This window comes from Parendozoicomonas sp. 2304DJ65-17 (assembly GCF_058148445.1).
Map to the genome: position 1 here is coordinate 49,617 of NZ_JBYVJV010000001.1, position 21,956 is coordinate 71,572.

At 48.8% G+C, this 21,956-nt stretch carries 22 protein-coding genes; 11 read left to right on the top strand and 11 right to left on the bottom strand.

Translation table 11 applies throughout. The annotated features are described in order from the left end of the window. The 11 genes from sctJ to ACY2RR_RS00305 all read right to left on the bottom strand — a co-directional run bounded on the left by sctJ (position 1) and on the right by ACY2RR_RS00305 (position 9,583). Positions 1–816, bottom strand: a complete 816-nt coding sequence (sctJ, locus tag ACY2RR_RS00255) for a type III secretion system inner membrane ring lipoprotein SctJ (RefSeq protein WP_490106120.1) — start codon at positions 814–816, stop codon at positions 1–3. Positions 817–860: 44 nt separating this feature from the next. After that, a complete protein-coding gene (locus ACY2RR_RS00260) occupies positions 861–1,289 on the bottom strand; it encodes an EscF/YscF/HrpA family type III secretion system needle major subunit (protein WP_490106121.1) in 429 nt (142 codons plus the stop codon). 132 nt (positions 1,290–1,421) lie between these two features. Beyond that, on the bottom strand, positions 1,422–1,799 hold the full coding sequence (locus tag ACY2RR_RS00265) for a hypothetical protein (protein ID WP_490106122.1): 378 nt from the start codon (positions 1,797–1,799) through the stop codon (positions 1,422–1,424). Between the two features lie 11 nt (positions 1,800–1,810). Further along, entirely contained in the window at positions 1,811–2,146 is a 336-nt protein-coding gene (locus tag ACY2RR_RS00270) for a TyeA family type III secretion system gatekeeper subunit (protein WP_490106123.1), read from the bottom strand. Continuing rightward, positions 2,133–3,014, bottom strand: coding sequence for an HrpJ domain-containing protein (locus ACY2RR_RS00275; protein WP_490106124.1), 882 nt, complete (start codon positions 3,012–3,014; stop codon positions 2,133–2,135). Before ACY2RR_RS00275 ends, ACY2RR_RS00270 begins: the two co-directional genes overlap by 14 nt. Positions 3,015–3,036: 22 nt before the next feature. Then, positions 3,037–4,503 carry a hypothetical protein gene (locus ACY2RR_RS00280; protein WP_490106125.1) on the bottom strand — a complete coding sequence of 489 codons (1,467 nt, stop codon included), beginning with the start codon at positions 4,501–4,503 and terminating at the stop codon, positions 3,037–3,039. Between the two features lie 35 nt (positions 4,504–4,538). Continuing rightward, positions 4,539–6,341, bottom strand: a complete 1,803-nt coding sequence (sctE, locus tag ACY2RR_RS00285; protein WP_490106126.1) for a type III secretion system translocon subunit SseC family protein — start codon at positions 6,339–6,341, stop codon at positions 4,539–4,541. Positions 6,342–6,346: 5 nt separating this feature from the next. After that, positions 6,347–6,841 carry a SycD/LcrH family type III secretion system chaperone gene (locus tag ACY2RR_RS00290; RefSeq protein WP_490106127.1) on the bottom strand — a complete coding sequence of 165 codons (495 nt, stop codon included), beginning with the start codon at positions 6,839–6,841 and terminating at the stop codon, positions 6,347–6,349. Positions 6,842–6,874: 33 nt separating this feature from the next. Then, positions 6,875–7,495 carry a hypothetical protein gene (locus tag ACY2RR_RS00295; protein WP_490106128.1) on the bottom strand — a complete coding sequence of 207 codons (621 nt, stop codon included), beginning with the start codon at positions 7,493–7,495 and terminating at the stop codon, positions 6,875–6,877. Positions 7,496–7,522: 27 nt separating this feature from the next. Further along, the gene (locus ACY2RR_RS00300) at positions 7,523–9,022 is read right to left on the bottom strand and encodes a hypothetical protein (protein ID WP_490106129.1); all 1,500 of its coding nucleotides are present in this window, start codon (positions 9,020–9,022) and stop codon (positions 7,523–7,525) included. A 141-nt stretch (positions 9,023–9,163) separates the two neighbouring features. Then, on the bottom strand, positions 9,164–9,583 hold the full coding sequence (locus tag ACY2RR_RS00305) for a CBS domain-containing protein (protein ID WP_490106130.1): 420 nt from the start codon (positions 9,581–9,583) through the stop codon (positions 9,164–9,166). Positions 9,584–9,753: 170 nt separating this feature from the next. On the opposite strand from ACY2RR_RS00305, the gene ppa reads away from it, so the two are divergent. The 11 genes from ppa to purD all read left to right on the top strand — a co-directional run bounded on the left by ppa (position 9,754) and on the right by purD (position 21,871). Next, complete coding sequence (ppa, locus tag ACY2RR_RS00310) at positions 9,754–10,278, top strand: inorganic diphosphatase (protein WP_490106131.1); 525 nt, start codon at positions 9,754–9,756, stop codon at positions 10,276–10,278. A gap of 383 nt (positions 10,279–10,661) precedes the next feature. After that, entirely contained in the window at positions 10,662–12,527 is a 1,866-nt protein-coding gene (gene dsbD / locus ACY2RR_RS00315) for a protein-disulfide reductase DsbD (RefSeq protein ID WP_490106132.1), read from the top strand. 136 nt (positions 12,528–12,663) lie between these two features. Then, positions 12,664–13,107: a type II 3-dehydroquinate dehydratase gene (gene aroQ, locus ACY2RR_RS00320; RefSeq protein WP_490106133.1), complete on the top strand. Its 444-nt coding sequence runs from the start codon at positions 12,664–12,666 to the stop codon at positions 13,105–13,107. 44 nt (positions 13,108–13,151) lie between these two features. Continuing rightward, entirely contained in the window at positions 13,152–13,607 is a 456-nt protein-coding gene (gene accB / locus ACY2RR_RS00325) for an acetyl-CoA carboxylase biotin carboxyl carrier protein (RefSeq protein ID WP_490106134.1), read from the top strand. Between the two features lie 17 nt (positions 13,608–13,624). Beyond that, positions 13,625–14,965: an acetyl-CoA carboxylase biotin carboxylase subunit gene (accC, locus tag ACY2RR_RS00330; protein WP_490106135.1), complete on the top strand. Its 1,341-nt coding sequence runs from the start codon at positions 13,625–13,627 to the stop codon at positions 14,963–14,965. Between the two features lie 141 nt (positions 14,966–15,106). Further along, positions 15,107–15,991 (top strand): 50S ribosomal protein L11 methyltransferase, encoded by an 885-nt coding sequence (prmA, locus tag ACY2RR_RS00335; protein ID WP_490106136.1) that lies wholly within the window; start codon positions 15,107–15,109, stop codon positions 15,989–15,991. An 81-nt stretch (positions 15,992–16,072) separates the two neighbouring features. Further along, positions 16,073–17,137, top strand: coding sequence for a zinc-ribbon and DUF3426 domain-containing protein (locus ACY2RR_RS00340; RefSeq protein ID WP_490106137.1), 1,065 nt, complete (start codon positions 16,073–16,075; stop codon positions 17,135–17,137). Positions 17,138–17,448: 311 nt separating this feature from the next. Then, entirely contained in the window at positions 17,449–18,438 is a 990-nt protein-coding gene (dusB, locus tag ACY2RR_RS00345; RefSeq protein WP_490106138.1) for a tRNA dihydrouridine synthase DusB, read from the top strand. Continuing rightward, positions 18,435–18,746 carry a DNA-binding transcriptional regulator Fis gene (gene fis, locus ACY2RR_RS00350; RefSeq protein ID WP_490106139.1) on the top strand — a complete coding sequence of 104 codons (312 nt, stop codon included), beginning with the start codon at positions 18,435–18,437 and terminating at the stop codon, positions 18,744–18,746. The genes dusB and fis overlap by 4 nt, the downstream gene beginning before the upstream one ends. A 177-nt stretch (positions 18,747–18,923) precedes the next feature. Continuing rightward, entirely contained in the window at positions 18,924–20,510 is a 1,587-nt protein-coding gene (gene purH / locus ACY2RR_RS00355; protein ID WP_490106140.1) for a bifunctional phosphoribosylaminoimidazolecarboxamide formyltransferase/IMP cyclohydrolase, read from the top strand. A 77-nt stretch (positions 20,511–20,587) separates the two neighbouring features. Continuing rightward, positions 20,588–21,871 carry a phosphoribosylamine--glycine ligase gene (gene purD, locus ACY2RR_RS00360; RefSeq protein ID WP_490106141.1) on the top strand — a complete coding sequence of 428 codons (1,284 nt, stop codon included), beginning with the start codon at positions 20,588–20,590 and terminating at the stop codon, positions 21,869–21,871. The last annotated feature ends 85 nt before the right edge of the window (positions 21,872–21,956 follow it).

Below are 21,956 nucleotides of genomic sequence, written 5' to 3' on the forward strand. Positions count from 1 at the left end.
TCAGGCCTCAACGTTATCCACCTCAACCATATCTGCTTCGGCCTGATCGTCTCCCATATATTCAGAGTTTCTGCGTGCTCGCCACCAAAGCCAGAACAGCACGGCACAACCGGCGAGTGAAATAAGGAAGAGACTGAGAAGTGCTCCCATGATCAACAACAAACGGGAGGACGATTCAGGAGTTACATCTATAGAGAGAACACTTTCCAGCTCCTGAGGCAACAACGTTCTGTTTGTTGCAACCTGAGCGGATGGGAAAAGAGAAACTGTAATCTTATCGAGAGATAAACCCTCAATACTGTTAGCAACCAGGGTCTTCACCTTGGGAACAAAGCCGGCTAACTCCAGCTCAGGCGTGTATTTGATAAAAACTGAAGCTGAAGATGGGAAGCTGACTTCGTTAGCAGACTGATCCTGAGGTAATACCACATGAACTCTGGCAGTGAGTATTCCATCAATCATTGAAAGCGTCGCGGAGAGTTCCTGAGACATGGAATAGGTATAACGGGCTTTCTCCTCCGTTGGAGAAGAGATCAGGCTGTCTTTTGGAAAAATATCACTGACCGAAGAAAACCGGTCTTTGGGGTGCCCATTGGTACGAAGAAGACGAATGGCTCTGGAAACATCATCAGTGGCAACGGTTAAAGTTACATTGCCATCTTTGTCCATCGCCTTTTCTGCCGGAATCGAATTATCCAGCAGAATGGCCAACATATCGTTGCCTTCTTTCTCTGTCAGCCCTGTATAAAGCTGAACTTTACAGCCTGACAGCAGTAACACAAACAGGCTTAACACGAAAATCCTGATTTTCTGCACAACGCTTTCCCTTGCGTATGAGGAAACCGGCCCAAGGCCTTTTGTTACTGCTGTTTCATCATTGTTTCTAGTGTCTGGGTCGCCTTACCAACCACCTTACCGATCAAATCTTCGGTCATCATAAGGTTGGTCATCGCTTTCTGAGTTTTGAACATGTCCTGCATAGACAGTGCTTCATCAGAGCTCAGCATGTTATCGATTTTCTGGTGACGGCTATCAATATTCTCTTTCAGCCCCTGAAATCCATTCAGGATTCTGTCTCCCAGATTTTCTGGTGCCTGTTTGAGCTCTACAGGGCTCCCCTGAAGACTGGTCTGGCTTTCGTTCTTGATGCCAGATTCCATCTGGGCATTAAAATTCTCGGCGTCCCGGTCATCCGGTTTATCGAGAAGCTTCTCTAGCTGCTGTTGATCCTGCTTTTTGAGCGCTTTTTCTGTAACAGAACCAACATTGTTTATTCCAGGGCTTGGCATAGCTGCCACTCCTTTATGCCGTCCACGACAGCTGAATAGGCTTACCCAAAAGTCTAGTCAATGCCTGTACGCAAAAAGGAAGCAAAAGCATGGAACATATTGAAATGAAAAGCAGATTCTCAGTGCAGATTGTTATGAAGGGGTTAAAGAGTCATGTAATTTCATTAAATATTGCAATGCATTCTCAATTTCAGGGCCACTCAACTTATCGGCAGTCATAAAGGTAATAAATACCAGCTGATTACCATCTTTAAGAGCACATTGAGTGTCAAACTTGCGACTCTGATTAAAGTGACATAATTCCAGCGCTTTGGGGCCAGACTGATCAAGAGAGTGGTCAGGAATTTCACGCAAAAGGTGCATCAACACCCCTTTATCATTCAACTCAATGAAAAACGTACCTCCCTGACCAAAGGCATACTGCATAATGCCATTATCAGGAAAAGGAAGATCTCCAATACCGAGAGTTCGATTGAAATCCTGAACAGCTGACTCAACAAGTTCACGCATCCTCAGGCACCTTAGATATCGAAGTCCATATCAAAATCATCATCGTCCTCATCATCGTCATCGAAAGCCTCTTCTTCCTCTTCCTCCTCGATTACATCATCAAGGGCCTCCTGGCAGGCTTCGAGGATATTTTCACGGTGTTCCGCTTCTTTAAAATACTGATCAGGGATTTTCCGATAGGTTTCCAGTACCTGATTGAGAACAAAAATCTTCACCGCAAGATTGTCTGTAGGCACTCCCATCTTAGTCGGAATACCTTCAACATCATTGGCAGAGATCCAGCGCTGGTTTAACAGCCGAAGTACCTCTTCGATAAGAACGCCTTCCTGAATCTTAGAGTTTTGCACGCACTAACATCCTGTTGGTTGCCTGTTCGTTCTGCTGGCTGAATTCAATAATTGTTCTTAAGCCAAAAATCACCTCCATACGTTTTCTTATATGCAGAAGCTGAGTTGCTCCTGCCGCACTGGTCATCTTAGGATTTTTCAGTGCAAGCAATTCACCAGCCAGCCCTTCTCTCCAAATCTGAATGCGGCTATTGATTTCAGAGTAATCATTACTCCCCTCCTTCGCATATTGATAAGCTTCTGTTGCTGTTTCAAAGTCAGGAACACCAAATACATTTTCGCGCTTATCATCCCGGGCTTCCTGAGGAGAGAGCCCTGCCTTTTCAGCAAGTTCATAATGTTCTTTGGTGACATTCATTCCCGCTTGAATGTCAGTTTTATTTTCTTCGTAGAACTCTGCGTTATATTCGCGAATGTCTTTTGCCAGCTCGGAATCTTTGCCTTCAAGGGCTTCAAGAGTCGCTGCAAGAGTTTCCAGAGCCAGATACTGATGGGTAGAATCACCAGAATATTCATCAGCAAATTGTTTGATAAGTTCCTTGGTAAGCGGGCCTTTGTCTTTGGCGGCCTGCATTTGCTGGAGGAACTTATCCATTTTTCCTGTACCGGGCATATCCGGCACAATTTTCTTAAGACGCTCAAGTTCTTTGTTGAGGTCTTTTTCTTCTTTGCTGTCTTTGGTTTTGAACTTTCTCAGGGAAGAGAGAGTGATAGAGGCTTCTTCAAAAAAACTGGCGCTGGCAGGGCCAACACTGACCGTGCTGAACTGACTATGAATACCATCGGCAGATTTGGCGGAGGCGGTTTCACCTCCTACCTGAAGCGCTGCTCCCGATGCTTGAGAACCGGCAACACCACCAGTCTGCATAGCTTTATCCCTGCCTGATCAATCAGATATTACGAGCAATATTCTGCTGAGTTTGCAGATACTGGTTCCAGGTTTGAGCAAAAGTGTCTCTCGCCTTGGAAGACAGCTCCTGAGCAACCTGCATCTGATCCTGTTCTGTCTGCTTCACAAAACGGGCCTGCTCTTCTTCAGCACGTAACTCCGTAGAGGCTGCCTCATGCAAACCAGCTTTGTACTGCAAAGTAGAAGCGCCGGCTTCACCAAGACCCTCAACCATTTTACCCATGGCGCTCCACTGCTGGGCGATCATATTACCCACCTGAGAGTTACCACCTGCAGCCTGATCCGCTTTCATACCTTTCATGGAACCGGCCATATTCAGCGCACCTGAAGCAACTTTCACCGCACCGCTCACCATACCGGCAACCATTTTTGCTGCGGCTGCACTTCGTTGCTCCTGAGCCTGAGCTTTAATTTTTTGAACCACAGCCTTGTTAGCCATGTTTCGCCCCTGACGACTCATTTGTCTTTGCTCAACACCCATCTCATGGAACAGAGCCATAAGAGCAAAGAAATCAGTAAAGGCTTTTACCTCACTTTTAGTGAGATCAAGAGGTGCCCCATCTGCAGTGGCAGAAATACTGCCACCAGGACCTGTTTTAATCTCAACATTTTTGCCGTCAAGCTGCATCTGAAGGGATTTATCCTTAGCATTGGCGCTGAAGTTTTTACCATCAACCTGACCGGCAAACCCATTCTCATTAGCTTTAACGCTGACCTCATTAGGCCCCTGCTCACCAAACTGAGCATGGTTGGGTTTTCCTGCACTTTGCAGCTGGTTCATTAAATTGTTTTGTCCAGAGCCCTGTGCTTTAGCACTCTGATCCTGCATCTTGCTAAGCATCTTCTTCAGGTCAGCACCATCCATCTCACCGGATTTCAGGGAATTCTTAATGCTGTCGAAAGATCCACCCAACTTCTCAGCCAATTCTGGGTTTCTGGCAACCTGCCGGCTAAGTTCTTTCAATTGGCTGGAAAAATCTTTGGCTTGTTCCTGAGAAGAGTTTTTCAGTTTCACATCCTGGGCAAGAACGTTGGTTCTCTTTAATCGGGACTTGGCACCCTTCTTACCAATAACAACACCGCCTTCAGCATCACCACCGCCTTCTTCAGAGGCTTCTTCAAGTGCTTCAGCAAGTTCATCCAGGTCACCAGCAAGAACATCACCCTGAGCATCTGCCACCAGCTGATCCATATGTCCCATGGCAGCCTGATAGCTGGCAACGTTAGGGTCAGAATTTGGAGCACTTAAAACTGGTTTGGGAAGCCCCTGCTGATTCTGGCCATGAACAGGTTTACCACCACGTTGCTGCCCAACATTCAGGTTTTCTCCTGCCAGATGCCCGGCTCTTGCACCCTTGGCACCTTTAGCATCTTTTGCCTGATGGGCACTGTCAGAAAGTCTGGGCTGCTCCAGAGGTACCGGATTCTGTCCCTGATTAATCTTCATGTGCTTCTACTCCCTGAAAAGAAATCCTTTACCCGTTAGATGTTCCGGGTCACAGTAAACTTGCTCTGCTGAGCCTGAGATAACATATCTGAGGCCATCTGCTGACCTTCCGAAATTTCTTGAATGGTACGTTGAATCGCTTCCATCCAGTCTTCCATCATTAGCTGCATTTGGGTCATGTAAGCCAGATCTTCTGTGGCGTCCGCCTGATACTGACCGGCCTCACCACTCACTTTGGCAGCATGCATAGTTGCAGCACCATCCACAGCCATAGCGCCACCCTCGGTAAATCTGGCGATATGAGCGGCACGCTGGTAATACATGGTTTTCTTGGCGACATCAGCACTCTGCTTTGCCGTTTCTTTAGTCACCGTATCTGCTGTGGCTTTGGTTGTTTCTTTTGCCGTTTCTTTCGCGGCTTCCTGGGCACTTTTCACTGCAACTTTTGCAGATTGTTCAACGGCCTCTTCAGTAGCTTCCTTAGCTGCTTTGGTTGCAGTTTTTGCAGCTGACTGTACTGCGGCTGATGTCTGCTGAGCACTCTGTTGAGCTGTTTGAGCTGCTGCATTGGCACCTTGTTGTGCACCCTGAGCTGCAGCATTAGCACTCTGCTGAGCGGCTTGGGTACCGGCATTAGCGCCCTGTTGAACAGCCGTTGTAGTCACATCAGTTGACGCCTTGGTCGCACCACCAGCTAGACCGGCACCGAGAGAAAGGGCAGCGGCAAGAACGGCCCACATTATTCCCATGATAAGTTGCATTGTGTCATCTTTAATAAGCCCCCCCATATTGGTCATCCAGTCACCAGTATTCTGGGAGATAGTCATAGCAACCATGATCGTAGCGGCCATAATCAACATCACGCCTGCCTTCGCGCCAACACCTGTTGCGATTGTTACGGCGGCTACAATCACCGCAAGAGCTGTTGCGATAGCACCAAAAATTTTGCCAAGAACACCTGCTTTCTTGGCCTCTTTCATCTTCTTGAGAGCTTCGGACAGTTTGTTTATTCGGCTTTCATGGAGTTGGCTGCGCTTCAAGCGACTGGTTCTAATCGCCTGTTCATCAAACTTTATCCGGGTATCCTGCAACTTGGTCTGGATTTCCATCAGCATGCGGGCCATATCTTCCACATTACCGGTGAGCATGGCCTTGGTAAGCTTCTCTGTTGCCCCTTTCAGTTCAGCCATCACTTCCGGTGGAGCACTTTCAATAGCCAATACTTTGTCGAATACATGAAGAGTTTCATCCTGCAAAGCAGCCAGAGCTTTTGGATCTTTCCCGTCTACCAGGGTTGTTGCAGCATTCAGAAAATCAGCCGCACCTTGTTGGCCACCTGGGTTACGGCCACCACTGTCACTTCCTCCCTGCTGCCCCCCACTGGTTCTCTTTTTACGAGAAGAACCATAAACAGCAGAGCTATCAGATGTTTCTCCACTCTCTAGCTCTTCACTCTCGGCATTAAGCTGGTTTAGCAGTTCATCGAAAGTGAACAGCATTTCTGTGGTGTCCATTGACTGGGCTATCTGCGCCTGCATCTCTGGTGTTGCAACACGAGCCGGATCTACTCTAGGAGCAGGCAGTCTGACAGTTCTTTCCGACCTCGCTCCCCGATCTGCTTTGGTACGACCTTCTTTATGGGACACAGTATTGCTGTTGGAAAATCCTCTGCCGACATGTTCTGACGCTTGCGTCTTACCAGCTTGCCCTGCCTTGTCAGCCTGACTAGCTTGACCTGCCTGACCAACTTTTCCGGGCTCCCCCGGTTTACCGGCTATCCCAGGTGGAAGTTGTACGCCTCCCCCATGATTTGCACTGACACCACCACTAGTACTCATAGGCTTTAGTCATCCTCTTCCATAACTGCGCTGGCGCTGGCAGCCATATTGCTGGCTCTAACCAGCTCTTCCTTATACTCTTCCTGTTCACCAGCCCACTCTGCAGCCGTTTCATAAGCCACCTTCGCAGCTTTGGGTTTGCCCATGGCCATATGACAATCTCCGATATAAAGCATCCCTCTGGGATCATCGGTATCAAGCGCACTGGCAAAACTGAACAGTTCAACAGCCGTTTCAAAGTCCTGCTGCATCATCTGGCAGGCACCCAGGCCGAGGAAATATTTCTTGTTGTAGTGGTCGTAAAAGCAGAGGAATTGAAAGACCTTTTTGGCTTCGTCGTAGCGTCCGCCCTGATACAGGTTGAAAGCAACGCTATAAATAGCCTCCATGGACTCATCACTGAGGTTTTTCAGCTCTTTGAATGTTCCGCCCCGGCTAAAATAATCAGCCAGCAGGTCATCCACTTTTTCCTGTGACCAATCCATATCTTTTGTATCCACTGTCAGCCCTCCCTAGCTCTTACAGCGTTCTCATTAAATATTCTTGATGATGTTGTCGCCGCTTCTGTAGTACTTGGAAATAAACTGCGACATCATTTCAAACGTCTGGTTGAATTTGCCGGATGTTGATTGAAGTTTAGTCATATCCAGCTGAGATGAGCTGGTCAGACTCTCTGTCCAGCCCTTCATGTTTTCTATGGCCAAATCCCACTCACCAGAATTGAGGTTGTAGGATTTATTGGGATCAATCTGTTTACCACCATCTCCCCAGGCAATATCATTTTTGGCAAAAAATTCTTTTACTTCCTGAGGCATTGGAGTTTTCTTACTTTCTTTTGACCCTTTTTTGGCTGCACGGGCCTTAGCCATAATTTTGTTAGCGTCTTTCAACTTATTATTCTTGGTCCTGACTTCCTGAACCTGTTCTCGCAAAGTTTCTTCAAGAATTTCAGCTCTTTCACTCATAACAGCGAGCATCAGGGCATCCAGGTTAGCCTTATCCAGGAAGTTCTGGTTCATTGGAGCACCTGCCGCCGAGTTGATCATCTTGACGGCTTTTTTCATCATCTGCTGACCAGTCATCTGACCGCCATTCTTGCGAATGGTGTCTTGCTGTATCTGCTGCGCAGATTTAGGTCCATGAACGGCTGACACGTTATGTGCTCCTTATCCCCGAATTTTTTAATCCCGCTGAGGCACAGGTATCTTGATGTTCTTACACCAGTCATCAAGTGCACCCATATAATCGCGAGGATCTCCCCCCATAACCCGTTGAACCACAGAGCAGTTAGCCAGATCATCAGGCAGTTTTGCATCTACAGGTAAACCAATTCTCCGAGCGGCTTCTCTTACCAATTGTTGCTTGGTCAGGCCAAATTGGGACTTTTCATCCGAGCCTGCAGGGATAGTTCCATGCTCCCGGACATGCTCAAACAGCTGGTTAATAACTTCTTTTGTCAGAGCATTTTTGAGCATTTTCAGATCTTTATCATCAGGCCCCAGACGGCCAACCTGCTCATCAACTTCTACAAGGCTGTACTGAACAGCTGCACGAACTGCATGATTACCGATCTCTCCACGCAAGGTTTTCAAAGCCTCCGATGAATGCTTAGAAAAATCCTTCTTGCCACCTTCAAACGTCTGGTCATCGATATAACCAGATGCATCAAACTTTTCATAAGCCAGCCGCTCCGGTGTGTCTTTCAACGGAGACTTACTTAACTTATCAAGTACTTCTTCGACCTCAGGACCATCAATTGCCCCTTTCACTTTTAATGAATGAACGGGATAACTGGTCTCTCGTAATTTTCTGTCTACTTCATGTCTTGCTTCTTCGGCCTTACGCTCCTCTTCTACTTCACGACGCTTCTTCTCAGCATCTTTTGCAGAAGTGTCAACATCATCAGGTCCCTTGGGCTTTGGTTTGTTCGAATCATCGTCATCTGATGGTTTATTTTTGGGATTGGAAGGGTCATTACCATCAGAAGTTTTCTTGGAATTATCAGGCGTTGGCTGGGGTGGCTGATTTTCAGGGCCTGTCAGCATCGGATTATCAATAAACCCGTTAGCGAAAATCAGAATAAATGGACCAACACCAATCAATAGAACCGGGCAGAATGCCCCGCCGATAATGCATGCACCTATTCCAACCAGACCGATACCCGTCTGGAATTTTTTGTTATGCATTAGGAAATCAAGAGCAGTGTTGGCTCCGGATAAAAACTTTTCCATTTTGCTTTTTTTGGCACCATCAATCTTTCCGTCTTTTTCCAGCTGATGGAACTGATTCCGTAATTTGTCTTTTACTGTGGGCAGATCACCATCATTTACCCGTTCAAAGATAATCTCACCACCATCCCCGGTGTCTATCTTTCCTTTTGCCGGAAGGTTTGCTGATAACGCAGTTGGGATACGTGCCGAAAGCTCAGGATCAGTTGAAGAAACGGACCTGTCGGTAATAGACAATGAGCCTTCATCAGAGTCACTGTCACTACTGCCTGTAGAAGAGGTGCTGCTCGTTGATAAATGCCTTTCAGGTGGGTGAGTTTTAACACCTGAACGAGCCATACGCCCAGGAAGGCTGCTGGTATCAAGCGTGGCTCCACGGCGAGGGTGATCAACGCTATGTCTTAAGTGCTCTCTTCCAGTAGGGCGAACACCATCTGTGCTACCAGTCGCCATAAACGCTCCCTGCATAAACTCCGGGCATAGAAACCCATCAACAATTAAGTATTAGCTTAGATGATGAGAGCAGTCCCTTGACTCGTTGAATCTGGTGAAAATGTGCCGGAAATATGGCTTTTTGGATAAATAAGCCAGCTTCTATCCATTGGTTTTTATAGGTTTTTCGTAATATTCCAGAACTGTCGCCATAAGATCCTTAGGGCTCAGCATTCCGGCAATAGAGCCGTCGTCATTAAGAACCGGAACCCGCAGGGCTTTTTCGGTCATACAACGCTCATACACATCGATAATGCTGTCGGAGCAGTGGGCAGTCACAACATTTCGCTCCATAAACTCAGATACAAGCCCGCTACCCTGAGAGTAATAGCTCCCAGTTAAAGTCCCCTGCAGGCAGTCAGTCTCCGATAAAATACCGGTCAGGGAGCCATCCTCTCCAACTACAGGCGCTGCTGTAATATTGTGTTTCAGTAAGACCCGGATAGCTTCAACAATGTCCATGTCCGGCTGGAGGGTAACGACTGAACGGGTCATACATTCTTCGACAGTTATTGAGCGCATAACCATTTCCTCCTGCAAAGATACCCTGCAAACGACCACAAAGCGGCAAATACCCCTTCTACTGCTATAGCCCTACAGAGCTGGACTGGCAAGAAAAATAGGGCTGGAGCTACTCGGTTCGCAGCCTTATAATCCGCGAGCTTACTTACAAAAACAGGGGTTTACACCTAATGAGCTTTGATAGCATTTCTCCTGGCAAGGACATCCCCAACGATATCTACGTTGTCATTGAGATACCTGCCAACAGTGATCCTATTAAGTATGAAATAGACAAGGACACCAACTCCCTGTTTGTTGACCGATTTATGTCAACGCCTATGTTCTACCCAGCCAACTACGGTTATGTACCTCAGACTCTGGCTGACGACGGCGACCCTCTGGATGTGCTGGTTGTTACTCCCTATCCAGTAGCTCCGGGCTCTGTGATTCGCTGCCGCCCTGTGGGCATGCTGAATATGTCTGACGAAAGCGGTCAGGATGAAAAGGTTGTCGCAGTTCCTCACGACAAACTGACCAAGATCTATAGCGACGTTAAAGAATACACCGACCTTCCTCCTCTGCTGATCAAGCAGATTGAGCACTTCTTCGAAAATTACAAAGATCTGGAAGAAGGTAAATGGGTGAAAATTGATGAGTGGAAGAATGCTGATGCTGCCCGTGAAGCCATCATCAAATCTGTAGAAGCTGCCAAGTAAGCTATTCGCTTTCCCGGGGTGGGTTCTCTGCTCCGGGCACTAGGGTGTGTTCACAATTAAACATCGCACTCAGCATTCCCAAAAGTTTCTAGGGGAAGGCGCAGTTCCGCTGGAATGCTGACTGCCTTTCAAGGGACTGCAACGCAGCCATAGCAACTTTTGGAAATGCCCTCCGGGTGGCTCTGAATGCCATCATTCGTGGCGTCAGGCTTGCTCAATGTAGAATAGCTACGATTTTCACAAGCCTTTCTAACGCCTGACGGCATTCAGAGCCACTGAGTCGCATATTTAATTGTGAACACACCCTAATCTCATCAAAAAGCTTCCGGCAGAGAATCCATTGCTCTATGGTTGGCGTAAGGCAACAATAAGCCGCTGATTTCATGAGCACTGAGCCGATGCAAAACTTGCTGAAATATTCTTTCTTTACTGTTCTTCTCCTTATGCTGGGAGTTTCTTCTCCAGCCTCAGCTGTCAGTTTCAAATCATTACTTGGCGATACAGCAAATACTTCTGGGTCTGAATTTCTTCCTGTTGAGGAAGCCTTTCAGGTCTCTGGGGTATTGGAGCAAGATGTCCTTGTTATCCGGTTTGCAGTCACACCTGAACACTATCTTTACCGTCATATGTTCAGTTTTCAGCCTGTAAACAGCGGGCTCACACAGTTAGGTGAGCCGGTATTTCCAGCAGGGATCACCAAATTCGATAAATTTATGAAGCGGGATCTGGAGATTTTTCCAGAGGATATTGATGTTCGGATCCCCATCACTACCAGCGAAGAGTTCCCAGAAATAAGAGTTAATTTTCAGGGATGTGCTGACGCAGGGCTCTGCTACCCACCAACAACTCAGAACATTATCCCCTTGCAAGGTTCCACCAGCTCAACTGCAGTACAACCCTTGCCGTTATCGCAACCCGCTAAATCAAATTTTATCAAGCAGGAAACTGTCGAAGATGATTTCCTCTCAGCTCTCCTGAATGATCAAAGCCTGCTTAATATCCTTGGGCTGTTTTTCCTTGGCGGGCTGGCTTTAACATTTACTCCCTGTGTACTGCCAATGATTCCAATTGTGTCGACAATGGTGGCAAACAGTAATGGATCACGCTCCCATAATATTTTCCTGACCGCGTGTTACGTACTGGCAATGTCAGCCACCTATGCCATTGCAGGTATGCTAATGGGGTATTTCGGTGCCAGCCTCAACCTTCAGGCCCGCTTGCAGTCTCCCTGGCTATTAATTCCTTTTGCCATTCTGTTTGTTGCTCTGGCTCTCTCTATGTTTGGCCTCTACGAGCTTCAACTTCCGGAAAAACTTCGCTCACTACTGACCCGCGCAGACCAAAAGAGTCAGGAAGGCCGTCAGGGAACCTGGATCGGCGCATCACTAGCCGGAGTGTTCTCTACGTTGCTGGTTTCACCCTGTGTATCTGCGCCACTGGCCGGAGCTCTGGTGTATATCAGTGGAACAGGAGATATGGTTGTAGGCGGCCTTTCCCTGTTTGCTCTTGGGTTAGGAATGGGTACGCCACTGTTTATTGTTGGAGCGGGTGGAGCCAGTCTACTACCCAAAGCCGGTACATGGATGAACGGCATCAAAGCCGTGTTTGGCGTTCTGATGCTGGGCGTGGCTATCTGGATGATTGAACGTCTGATTCCAGAACCTATGACTCTTCTTCTCTGGGGAGCTTTATTCGTAGGCAGCGCTATCTACCTCGGAGCCCTCGACTTCAATCAACGCAAAGGCTGGCAGGCTTTCCGTCAGGTTATAGGAATCCTGCTGCTGATTTACGGAGCCACTCTTTTTGTTGGCGGTATCCAGGGCAATACCAATCCACTCCAGCCTCTTGGCTCAGCTCCTACAACCCAAGAGGCTGCTCAAAACAGCCCGATGATTACCGTGACTTCAAGCCAGGAGTTAAATGAAGCCTTATTGGCGGCATCTGCTGCTAAAAAGCCAGCTGTTGTGGACTTCTACGCTGACTGGTGTATTTCCTGCAAAGTCTTTGAGAGAGAAGTGTTAACGCAGCCTTCTGTACAGATGGCTTTGCAGAATCACACATTTTTAAGATTCGATCTTACCGACAACTCCGCCGATCAAAGGGACATCTTGCGTAAATATGGTCTCTTTGGCCCACCAGCCTTCCTTTTCTTCAGTAAAACCGGTCTGGAACTGGATTTTTTAACAAAACAGGGCGAAATCGGTACTGAAACGTTTATATCTCTTCTGGAAAGGGCTGCCGCACAGTAATTTGTAAAGAAAATCTCGCTGGGAAAATAAGGAAACATGCTGATAACGTGCTGTAACATGCATAATATAGACTAGCTATTATGCATGGGGCACAATACGCTCCTATTATTGGCGAGAATTCAGCGAGAGCTACCATATGGCCTCAATCCTCGTATTGCACGGTCCTAACCTGAATCTGCTGGGAACCCGCGAACCGGGTGTCTACGGATCAACGACTCTGGACGATATCAATCAGACTCTTACCGAGCAGGTCCAGCTTGCTGGCCATCACCTACAGTGCCTGCAAAGTAATGCCGAGTATGAACTGATTGAACGAGTTCACGATGCAGCCAATCAGGGTATAGACTTTCTGATCATTAACCCGGCGGCATTCACCCATACAAGTGTTGCCCTGAGAGATGCAATTCTGGGTGTTTCACTGCCCTTTATTGAAGTTCACATCTCCAATGTGCACAGCCGGGAACCATTTCGCCATCACTCTTATTTTTCAGATGTTGCCGTTGGGGTTATCTGTGGGTTGGGAGCGGCAGGCTATGAATACGCCTTACAGGCTGCCATCAGACATCTCGACGCCTCCTGAGCGCAACATTTTCCTTACAAGCCAAAAGCTAACCGGAATTGAGCATGGATATCCGTAAAGTAAAAAAACTAATCGAACTCCTTGAGGAGTCCGGCATTGATGAGCTGGAAATTCACGAAGGCGAAGAGTCTGTGCGCATCAGCCGCAACTCCAGCACGCCTGCTCCAGCCCAACAAACCGTTGTTGCTGCGCCCGCTCCTGTAGCAGCGGCTCCAGCTCCAACCGCTGAAGCAACTCCTGAAGCTCCTGCTGAACCTGCCATGACTGGCCATCAGGTTCACTCCCCAATGGTTGGTACTTTCTACCGTTCCCCATCACCCAACTCTGCGGCATTTGTTGAAGTTGGCAGTCAGGTGAAAGAAGGCGATGTACTCTGTATTGTTGAAGCCATGAAGATGATGAACCAGATCAAGGCTGACAAAACCGGAGTTATCGAAGCGGTTCTGGTCGAAAACGGCTCTCCAGTTGAGTTTGACCAGCCTCTGTTCACCATCGTCTGATTGGCAGGTACTCATCCATGCTGGAAAAAGTTCTAATTGCCAACCGGGGTGAAATCGCCCTGCGTATCCTTCGCGCTTGCAAGGAAATGGGCATTAAAACAGTTGCTGTTCACTCAAAGGCTGATGAAAACCTGATGCACGTTCGGCTGGCAGATGAAACCGTCTGCATCGGCCCGAACAATGCGACAGACAGCTATCTGAATATCCCGGCCATTATCAGTGCCGCGGAAGTAACTGACGCTGTAGCTATTCATCCGGGTTATGGTTTCCTTGCTGAAAACGCTGATTTTGCCGAACAGGTAGAGCGCAGCGGCTTCACCTTTATTGGTCCATCACCTGAAGTGATTCGCCTGATGGGGGACAAAGTTTCCGCCATCAAGGCCATGAAAAAGTCTGGTGTTCCTACTGTTCCTGGTTCTGACGGCCCGCTTACAGACGACCATGAGCGTACACTGGAAATTGCCAGAAAGATTGGTTATCCCGTAATCATCAAAGCTGCCGGTGGTGGCGGTGGTCGCGGCATGCGTGCTGTGCACCGTGAACAGGGATTGTTGAACGCTATCAGCGTGACCCGTACAGAAGCCGGCGCAGCATTTAATAACGATGTCGTGTATCTGGAGAAATTCCTGGAAACACCTCGCCACGTAGAAGTGCAGGTTCTTTCCGATGGTCAGGGTAATGCTATCCATCTTGGTGACCGTGACTGCTCCCTGCAGCGTCGCCACCAGAAGGTGATCGAAGAAGCTCCTGCACCAGGCATTCCTGAAGAAGCCCGCCAGCGTATCTATAAAGCCTGTACCGATGCCTGTATTGAAATTGGTTACCGCGGCGCTGGTACATTTGAGTTCCTGTATCAGGAAGGTGAGTTCTACTTCATCGAAATGAATACCCGGGTTCAGGTAGAGCATCCTGTTTCTGAAGAGATTTCCGGCTTCGATATCATCAAAGAGCAGCTGCGTATTGCCAATGGCGAAACACTGTCTGTTACTCAGGATGATATAAAGTTCAACGGCCACGCTATTGAGTGCCGAATCAACGCGGAAGACCCAAAAACCTTTATGCCATCCCCCGGCAAGCTGACTCAGCTTCATATGCCTGGCGGCAACGGTGTTCGCGTAGATTCTCATCTATACCAAGGCTATTCCGTACCTCCATTCTACGACTCCATGATCGCCAAACTGATCACCTGGGGTCCGGACAGAGAAACAGCTCTAACCCGTATGCGCAACGCTCTGGATGAGTTGGTGATTGAAGGCATTCGCACCAATACACCTCTGCATCAGGAGTTGGTTCGTGACACAGGGTTTATGGAAGGTGGCGTTAATATTCACTACCTTACCAAAAAACTGGAAGGTTAATTCCCAATCCGGCCTTCAATACAGAACGGCTGTCGTTTGACAGCCGTTCTGTCTCTCTCTACCCTCCCCGCTCAAACGTACAGTTACAAAAGTACAATCACTCCAATTTTCCCCAACCGCTTTCACGCATATTAAGAGCCTATGTCCTGGATTCAGCTGAAACTCGATACCACCCCTGACCAGTCTTCTGAGCTGGAGGATTTACTGCTGGAATGCGGAGCCTGTGCTGTAACTTATCAGGACGGCTGTGATCAGCCTCTGTATGAGCCGGATCTGGGCACAACACCACTTTGGAATAACCTGCGCCTGTTTGGCTTGTTCGCGGCCGATACAGATGTGGAAGAAGTCATGGGACAACTGAACAATGTTGCCCCCGGCAGTTACAGTGCCCATCGTATTGAAATCGTGGAAGACAAGGACTGGGAACGAGAGTGGATGACCCACTTTCACCCTATGCAGTTTGGTGAACGCTTGTGGGTATGCCCCAGTTGGAAAGAAATCCCACATCCTGAAGCCGTGAACCTTATGCTCGATCCAGGCTTGGCTTTTGGTACCGGCACTCACCCAACCACGGCCTTGTGCCTGAAATGGCTTGATGCACAAGACCTCGATGGCAAACAGGTTATCGATTACGGCTGTGGTTCTGGAATCCTTGCCATTGCAGCCCTGCTACTTGGTGCCAAGCACGCTTTGGGCGTCGATACCGATCCACAGGCCCTGGAAGCTTCACGGGATAATGCAGGCCGTAACAATATTGAAGCAGGCAAACTGCACGTTTATTACCCGAAAGACACCCCTGACGTGAAAGCAGACGTGATGGTGGCAAATATCCTGGCCGGCCCACTTGTCAACCTTGCCGAGACCTTAGCCAACCATACCCTTCCCGGCGGAAAACTCGCTCTTTCCGGCATTCTGGCGGAGCAGGCTGACGACGTTCTCGCAGCCTACAGTGAATGGTTTACTATGGACCCTGTCACAGAATTGGATGGCTGGGTGCGTTTAAGCGGAGTTCGCAAACAAAGCTAACGCCCCAACGTTAGTTTTTACCCGCTAAAACTGGCAGAATGACAACAGTCATCTGCCAGCTGCGCCTTTAACAACCGAAACATGCAAGCAACGACACACGATCACGACTCTGTGGAATCCTGGATTACACGCTGCCCGGAATGCAGCACCGCGTTTCGTATTACCCGTCGCCACCTGATGGCCGCCAAAGGTTCCGTCCGTTGCGGCTCGTGCCTGCATGTTTTTAAAGCCGCTCATTACATTGTTGGTAGCGAGCTTCCGGAAGATCTTCAATTTCAAACAGCGCCAGCTCCACAAGCTGAACCTCAGCCTCAGACAACCAGAACTTCACTGGAATTTTCTAATGACGCTCTTTCTATAGAGCCATCTGATTCATTTGGTGACCACCCTTCCGGTGATTCTCAGGCTTCGTCCTCAGAGGATGAAGCCTGGGCTAAAGCCATGCTGGAAGAAATGGATTTGGAAGAAGACGAATCAGAAGCCAGTGAACAACCAGTAAAAGCACCAGAGAAACAAGCCTTAGCAAAAGAAAGTACGCAAGAAAAAGCTTCAGAGAATCCAGCCAAGAACAACGTTAGCACTACTGAGAAATCACCGGAAACAAAAAAAGCTGCCCACAAACTCAGTAGCCTGAAAGACGAGCCCCTGGACCTCAGCTACGACAAGAAATCTTTTGGTGCTCGCCTGCTCTGGCCTGCAGCCTGCCTTGTTGCTGCGCTTGGATTACTACTGCAATTCGGTTCTGCCAACTTTCCTGAAATCAGCCGGGATCCGGCTCTGCGTCCACTGGCTTCCAGTATCTGCAAGATGATTTCCTGTCAGCTGCCAGAACAAAGAAATTTATCAAGCATTGAAGCCAGCCATGTCGTCATTAGGGCAGACCAGAACTATCAAAACACTCTTGCTATTGACGCGATCATCACCAATGAGGCAGATTTTGAGCAGCCTTACCCCAAACTTGTTATGACTCTTCTTGGTACGAATCAAAAAGTGTTGGGGAAACGTACATTTACCCCCGAACAATATCTCTCTGGTGAAGCAGCCGGCGCTCTCAATATGCCGGTTCAACAACCGGTGCACCTTGCCCTGAAAATCACCACCCCGAGCGAATCTCCACAATCTGTAGACCTTGCATTTACACAATAAAAACAAAGCCCAGAGTTAATAATTGGTACGGCTGACCCAGATCAATACCAGACGAGATTCGCTCACTCTGTTCTTGTGATTTTTGGTGATTCCGTCACCATGAGCCCGCCTGATATTTGTACAGCAACGCATTGGGTTTCCACCTACTGGGGTATACTCATACGCTGGTCGTACATATCCATCACCCTTGGTTTTCAATACCAACCGGGTGGTATCCGGCTTTATCCGGGACAGTGTACGGGTTATGATACCCGGCCAAATACGGTTACTTTTTAACCAGTCAGCATTCCCAATTTTGAGTGTAAAGCACCTTGCTGAAGATCGGTCCATACCAGATTAAATCACCGGTCGTTCTGGCCCCAATGGCTGGAGTCACCGACCGCCCGTTCCGCAGGCTCTGCCTGCAACAGGGTGCAGGTTTGGTTGTATCTGAAATGGTGACCAGCGACGTGCGCCTGTGGAACACCCGCAAATCCCGTTTGCGGCTGGACCACTCCGGAGAACCCGAACCCAGATCTGTGCAAATCGCCGGAGGTGATCCTGCTATGATGGCAGAAGCCGCCCGCCGCAATGCAGAGATGGGAGCCCAGATCATTGATATCAATATGGGCTGCCCGGCCAAAAAAGTCTGCAACAAGGCTGCTGGTTCTGCCTTGATGAAAGATGAAGCTCTGGTTCAGGAAATACTGCAGGCCGTTGTATCTGCAGTTGATATTCCGGTGACTCTCAAAATTCGTACAGGCTGGAGCCCCGATCAACGCAACGGTGTCTCCATTGCCCGCATCGCCGAAGACTGTGGCATTCAGGCTCTGGCCGTTCATGGCCGAACCAGAAGCTGCATGTATAAAGGCGAAGCGGAATACGACACCATTGCCAAGATTCGCTCCGTCATATCCATTCCCGTCATAGCGAATGGTGATATCACATCACCAGACAAGGCCCGCCAGGTTCTGGAACACACCGGTGCCGATGCTGTGATGATTGGTCGTGCGGCCCAGGGGCGACCCTGGATTTTCAGGGAAATTGCTCACTATCTGGAACACAATGAGTACCTGTCTTCACCCTCAGCTGAAACTGTCTGTAACACCCTGTTAACCCATCTGCAGGATCTGCACGACTTTTATGGCGACGTGATGGGCACTCGTATCGCTCGCAAACATGTTGGCTGGTATCTCCAGGCAACAGAAGGGGCGGCACCGTTCCGAAAAGTATTCAACCAGTTGGAAACACCCTCGGCCCAGATTGCCGGAATCAGGGAACACTTTGCGCATATCATCGAAGGAAAGGAGTTTGCGGCATGACGGTGACTGATATTGAAGCCCAGGAAACAGCTGTGGTGGGCTCTACCGGTCAGCATCTGACCAGCCCGGTTTCCCAGGAAACTCAAACACTGCGAGACAGTGTTGAAAAGGCTATGAATAATTACTTTGCCCACCTTGAGGGGCACGACGCCACAAATGTCTATAATATGGTGCTTTCTGAAGTTGAAGCCCCATTGCTGGAATGCGTGATGACTCACGTAAAGGGCAACCAGACACGAGCTGCCGTAATGCTGGGTTTGAATAGAGGCACACTCAGGAAAAAGCTCAAGCAGTTCGGTTTACTGTAAGCAGATTTTCAAAAACAGGCGGCTTTCCCGCCTGTTTTTTTTATGCTTACCAGTTGCAGCAAACCGACTGATGCTGTTTCATACGCCAGGCAAAATAGCCAGGATGGCAAAAATAATTCGGAACAGAACACAATTTCCTGTTCCCGCTACGCTCAACGACCCAAAAGCGAGACTGTAATGGCTGACAACCCTAGCATCCGTCCTGTACGCAGAGCTCTTATCAGCGTTTCTGACAAACAGGGTGTGGTGGAGTTTGCCCGTCGTCTGACGGCTCTCGACATTGAAATACTGTCTACAGGCGGCACCTTTCGCCTGCTGTGTGAAAATGACATTCCGGTTACAGAAGTTTCTGACTACACCGGCTTTCCGGAAATGATGGATGGCAGGGTGAAAACTCTGCACCCCAAAATTCATGGCGGTATTCTTGCCCGACGGGGTCAGGATGATGCAGTTATTGCAGCCCACGGCATTAACCCTATCGATATGGTGGTTGTAAACCTTTACCCCTTCGAAAAGACCGTGGCCAACCCAGAGTGCACTTTGGATGATGCCATTGAGAATATCGATATCGGTGGCCCCACCATGGTCAGAGCAACGGCTAAAAACCATAAATATGCAGCCATTGTTGTTAACACCAATAACTACGAGCGTATTGCAGAAACACTGGAGAGCGAAGGCGGCCTGAGCGACTCCTTACGTTTCCAGTTGGCCGTAGAAGCTTTTGAGCATACAGCCGCTTACGATGCAGCCATTGCCAACCACTTGGGCCTTCGTGATTTTAAACAGCCCGAGCAGAAAACCACTTTCCCTCGAACATTTAATACCCAGTTCATCAAATCTTCAGAGATGCGCTACGGAGAGAACTCTCACCAGAAAGCTGCTCTCTTTGTTGAACGCGAACCCGCTGATGCCTGCGTAGCTGGCGCAGATGTATTGCAGGGGAAAGCCCTCTCCTACAACAATATTGCCGATACAGATGCAGCCCTTGAATGCGTAAAAAGCTTTGAGCAGCCTGCCTGTGTGATTGTTAAACATGCCAACCCCTGCGGCGTTGCCATTGGCACGGATATTCTCGAAGCCTACACCCGTGCCTACGCCACGGACCCGACATCAGCTTTCGGCGGCATTATTGCTTTTAACCGCCCTCTGGATGCAGCAACAGCTCGTACAATTCTGGATCGTCAGTTTGTAGAAGTGATTATTGCACCATCTATCTCTGACGACTCTCTGGAAATTCTAAGCAGCAAACCAAATGTACGTGTGCTTGCTTGCGGTACGCTGCCAGAGTCTCCAACACCGTTCCTTGATTACAAACGCATCAACGGTGGCCTGCTGGTTCAGGATGCCGATCTTGGTCGGGTTTCTCCTGAGGAGTTGCAGGTTGTCACTGAACGGCTGCCTACCGATGCAGAAATGCGTGATCTTCAGTTTGCCTGGAAAGTAGCAAAATATGTGAAATCCAACGCCATTGTTTACTGCAAAGACCATCAAACTATTGGTGTTGGTGCCGGCCAAATGAGCCGTGTTTACAGTGCGCGAATCGCTGGCATCAAGGCCGCCGACGAAGGTTTGGAGGTTCGTGGTTCCGTTATGGCCTCAGATGCCTTCTTCCCATTCCGTGATGGTATTGACGCTGCCGCCGCTGCTGGCATTACCGCAGTCATCCAGCCTGGCGGCTCCATGCGCGACCAGGAAGTGATTGACGCTGCAAATGAGGCAGGCATGGCGATGGTATTTACCGGTATGCGCCATTTCCGTCACTAAATTCCTATAAATTAAAAGCTCGCGCAGAAGTGACACCCATCACTTCTGCAAAACTAAAGATCAAAGGATCTGAAGTTATGAAAATCCTGATTATTGGTAGTGGTGGCCGTGAGCACGCTCTGGCCTGGAAAGCTCTGCAATCTCCCTTAACGTCTGAAGTTTTTGTAGCTCCCGGCAATGCCGGAACCGCTCTGGAAAATGGTGTTTCCAACGTTGCCATTGAGGCTACCGATGTTGAGAAATTAGTCGATTTTGCCAAAGACACTGGTATTGAGCTAACTATCGTCGGCCCCGAGGCGCCATTGGTTGTTGGCGTAGTTGACCGCTTCCGGAACGAAGGTCTGACCATCTTTGGCCCTGATCAGGGTTCAGCCCAGCTTGAAGGCTCCAAGGCCTTTACCAAAGACTTCCTTGCGCGCCACAAAATTCCTACCGCGGCCTACGCCAACTTCACTGAGATTGAGCCTGCTGTCGCCTATATCCGCGAACAGGGTGCCCCCATCGTTGTTAAGGCCGACGGGTTGGCTGCGGGCAAAGGCGTTATCCTTGCCCAAACAGAAGAAGAAGCTATTGATGCGGTAAAAGACATGCTGGCTGGCAATGCTTTCGGTGAAGCTGGCCACAGAGTTGTTGTCGAAGAGTTCCTGCAAGGTGAAGAAGCCAGCTTTATCGTTATGGTTGATGGCAAGAATGTTCTGCCTTTGGCCACGAGCCAGGATCACAAAGCCAGAGATAATGGCGACACTGGCCCTAACACTGGCGGTATGGGGGCTTATTCCCCTGCACCAGTGGTCACCCCGGCCATGCACACACGCATAATGGAAGAAGTGATTTATCCAACCGTTCAGGGAATGGCTGAAGAAGGCTATCAATACATGGGCTTCCTTTATGCTGGCATTATGATCGCTCCTGACGGCACGCCAAAAGTTCTGGAATACAACTGTCGTTTTGGTGATCCTGAAACCCAGCCTATTCTTATGCGTATGAAATCCGATCTGGTAGAACTCTGTCTGGCAGGAGCCAATGGAGAACTGGCAGATAAAACCTGTGAATGGGATTCTCGCGCTGCTTTAGGCGTGGTTATGGCTGCTGGAGGATATCCGGAAAGCTATAACAAAGGGGATGTTATTTCTGGATTAGATCAAACATCGTCAGCTCAGGTATTCCAGGCGGGCACATCTCTCAAAGATGGCGACGTGGTAACAAACGGTGGTCGTGTATTGTGTGTAACCGCTCTAGGCGAGACTGTTGCAGACGCACAAAAGCAGACTTACACCGCCATTGAAAACATTTCCTGGGCCAACTGCTACTTCCGCACAGATATCGGACATCGGGCTATTGCCAGAGAATCCGACCAGTAACACTTTATCCAGTGGCTCCTGAACAGCCACTCACGTTATACTGGCCTTAATGACATCCCGTAGACAGTTTTATCTGTTTACGGGA